Below are 3054 nucleotides of genomic sequence, written 5' to 3' on the forward strand. Positions count from 1 at the left end.
AAGAAAGCACAGGATGATGAAGCCAGTGGTGAGATTGAAACAGCACATCCGGGTTACCTGGGGTCGCAGGACACTTTTTATGTTGGTCATTTAAAAGGTGTTGGTCGTATCTACCAACAAACTTATATTGATACTTACTGCAAAGTCGTTCATTGTAAACTTTACACAACGAAAAGTTCGATAACTGCTGCGGATTTATTAAATGACAAGGTTCTGCCTTTTTATGCCCAACATGGATTACCGATATTACGTATACTGACGGACAGAGGTAGTGAATATTGTGGTAAAGTTGAGCATCACGATTATCAACTTTATCTGGCTATCAACGATATTGATCACACAAAAACTAAGGCACGCTCGCCTCAAACTAATGGAATTTGTGAACGTTTTCATAAAACCGTATTACAAGAGTTCTACCAGGTAGTTTTTCGTAAGAAAATCTACGGTAATTTAGAGGAATTACAAACTGATTTAGATAAATGGTTAGAGGAATACAATAACCAGCGTACTCATCAAGGAAAAATGTGTTGCGGTCGAACACCCATAGCAACTTTACACGATGGAAAACAAATTTGGAGAGAAAAAGATTTAAATCAAATTTAGCCTGACAGATACTGTATAAATAACCGGTAACTGTCAGATCAAGTCTGAGCTACTACAATTAATCTTTAAAAGCACTGTCCAGCGCAATGACTTGTTTATAAATCGCTTGCATTTGATTTTTAATCGGCTTCATCAGTTGCGCCGCTAAACGTTCGGTAAGTTCATCAGAGTTATATAAATATTTCCGCTCAAACTCGAAAAGTTGGATATAAAACATATCCATTTTCTCAACGAGTAAAGCCACCTCTTTTCGTAGCACTTCATGACCCGAATAATTCATTTTGATTTCCTCTTTAGGCTGCACGACAAGCACGCAAAGCGGCAATACGTTGTTGACCAATGGCATGATATTCAGCAATAAGCTCAATACCGATGTAACGCCGTCCTGAAAGCACAGCAGCGATACAGGTAGAGCCAGAACCCGCAAACGGATCAAGTACAATTGCGTTAGGTTGCGTAAAAGACTCTATGAGCGGTTGTAAGCTACTAACAGGCTTTTGTGTCGGATGATAAAGATTGCCTGTATATTTCCATGACTGTACGTCTTTCATTGGCTTGACGGGCATCACGGGACGGCCTTTCGCCAGCAGATAAGCATTTTCGTGGCTGTGCCCAAAAAACCCAGTTTTTGATGCATAACGTTTCTTGAAAACGAGATGACCAACAATACGAAAGCCGGATTTTTTCCAAGCATCAACAAATTTATCAACCCGATTCCAGCCGTAAAAACTGACCATCAAACTATTTGGTTTCAATACGCGAAACATTTGTTGACAGGAGGGCAATAACCATTCGTCATTTTTATCGTTGGCAATTGTGCGCCCTGATCTGTCGGTGTAATCAACCAAATAGGGCGGATCGGTGAGAATAAAATCGATTGCATTATCAGGAAAAGTTGACATAATTTTCAGGCTGTCGCCTTGTATAAATCGGGACATTTGGAGTGTCTCCTATTTAGTGGGACAGCAGGAGGTGACCCCACGTCACCGTTCCCTTACTGCCCGATGTCACGAAGCCATTGACCATTTGGGGTCAAGTGGAACGTGGAATACCGGAGCCACGTGTGGCGAGGATATGCCGCGAAAGCCACTTGAAGGCTTGCCGTCCCCTAAAAATGGGCGTATGGCAAGCTGGCATCGGGCAGTAAGGGAGTCCTTCAAAATTCAACTTAATGAGATGGATAAATATTATTTCTGTGCGGAATTCAATCTATTTAAGCGATACGCTTTTTTTCACTATGCTTTTAACAACCTGTAGGAAAATATAAGCTGAGCCGCCATTAGCGGCGACATCCTTGCTCGGTTTCTGATGTCACCCAATCAACAAGTTATTTTTGATTTCATCTAAAACTTTTTTTTCTTCTGAAATATTTTCTTTTTTTGTAGGGCTATCTGACTTTGAGATCAAAGCCAAAACGTTATGCAATTGTTCAAGATTAAAATTTTCATCTAATAGACAGGAGATCATATTGGGCAATCGATTATCAGCTAAATGCAAAGCCAAGCCTGATAAGAAACATTTCCTCAGAAAATCGCCTTTTTTGATTAACTGTTGATCAAGCATTTCATCGGCGAATTGGTCTTCTTTGAAGGAATCTGGATGAATATGTACAATGATTTTCTTTCTTTTATCACTCATTTAATCGTCCCCTAAAATCATATTAGCAATCGATTTGACTAAGGCAAATTGCGAATCAGGAACTTGATAGATCTTGTTCTTTAAATGTTCAAAATCTTTAACAATCACGAGTTTCGCAGTCTCTAAAAAAAGAAGTATAAATTTAAAAACAAGAAAAAATCAGGATGTTCATATTTTGTCCGGTTATCCATGCATTAAAGATATCTATAAAATATTCTTGCAAGTAAGCAGTGTAAGATACTCTAGTTTGGCGTTATCAGAAGTCAGCCCATCGCCTTTATCTCATGACACGGTTAGCCGATGGTTAAAAAGTAGATGTTTCCGCCCTAAAGACCTATGGCGATTAGTTGAACCTTCTATAGACAAAAAAAGCCCTTGTGTACTAATTGCCGATGATACATTGATTGCCAAAACACGTAAAGCGTGTTGCTTAATAGTGAAATAAGGGTGTTTCGGTGATTGAAGTAAATTTTACGCTGTTCTTATATCTTGATCATTGACTGTCAAAGGTTAATGATCCCCAACTGATCATTGGGATGTTACCGGTGAGTTTGTACGCTGCCTTAAGCTTAGAGCTTGTACCTCAGATTAAACCCTGGTGACATATTCATCATCGTCTTCAAAACCGAACGGTATCTTGTGCTACGAGCACGTATTTATAAGGAAGGTTAGGACGATATATTCAATTATCTGTTTTTCATGAGAGAATTTACCATGATCAAAACCTCAGTGGGTATTGATGTCGCTAAATTAAAATTCGATGTTGCAGTATGGGTTGAGAGAAAAAAATATAAAACAAAGGTGTTTTCAAAT

Annotated in this window: 6 protein-coding genes; 3 read left to right on the plus strand and 3 right to left on the minus strand. The window is 38.9% G+C overall.

Going from position 1 to position 3054, the window contains the following annotated elements; all coding sequences use genetic code 11:
* On the plus strand, positions 1–603 hold a 603-nt coding region (locus tag CBG25_RS09470), incomplete at its 5' end, for an integrase core domain-containing protein (protein WP_290603686.1).
* A gap of 58 nt (positions 604–661) precedes the next feature.
* Here the strand turns inward: CBG25_RS09470 and CBG25_RS09475 are convergent.
* Positions 662–907 carry a hypothetical protein gene (locus CBG25_RS09475; RefSeq protein WP_290606252.1) on the minus strand — a complete coding sequence of 82 codons (246 nt, stop codon included), beginning with the start codon at positions 905–907 and terminating at the stop codon, positions 662–664.
* Positions 897–1541, minus strand: a complete 645-nt coding sequence (locus CBG25_RS09480) for a DNA methyltransferase (protein ID WP_290606253.1) — start codon at positions 1539–1541, stop codon at positions 897–899. The genes CBG25_RS09475 and CBG25_RS09480 overlap by 11 nt, the downstream gene beginning before the upstream one ends.
* A gap of 19 nt (positions 1542–1560) precedes the next feature.
* Between CBG25_RS09480 and CBG25_RS09485 the strand changes: the two genes are divergently transcribed.
* A complete protein-coding gene (locus tag CBG25_RS09485; RefSeq protein WP_290606254.1) occupies positions 1561–1860 on the plus strand; it encodes a hypothetical protein in 300 nt (99 codons plus the stop codon).
* A gap of 54 nt (positions 1861–1914) precedes the next feature.
* Here the strand turns inward: CBG25_RS09485 and CBG25_RS09490 are convergent, their stop codons facing one another.
* Positions 1915–2241 (minus strand): plasmid partitioning/stability family protein, encoded by a 327-nt coding sequence (locus tag CBG25_RS09490; protein ID WP_290606255.1) that lies wholly within the window; start codon positions 2239–2241, stop codon positions 1915–1917.
* 175 nt (positions 2242–2416) lie between these two features.
* Between CBG25_RS09490 and CBG25_RS09495 the strand changes: the two genes are divergently transcribed.
* Positions 2417–2686, plus strand: coding sequence for a hypothetical protein (locus tag CBG25_RS09495; protein WP_290606257.1), 270 nt, complete (start codon positions 2417–2419; stop codon positions 2684–2686).
* Positions 2687–3054 lie beyond the last annotated feature (368 nt).

It is taken from the genome of Arsenophonus sp. ENCA, assembly GCF_002287155.1.
Classification (GTDB): domain Bacteria; phylum Pseudomonadota; class Gammaproteobacteria; order Enterobacterales; family Enterobacteriaceae; genus Arsenophonus; species Arsenophonus nilaparvatae.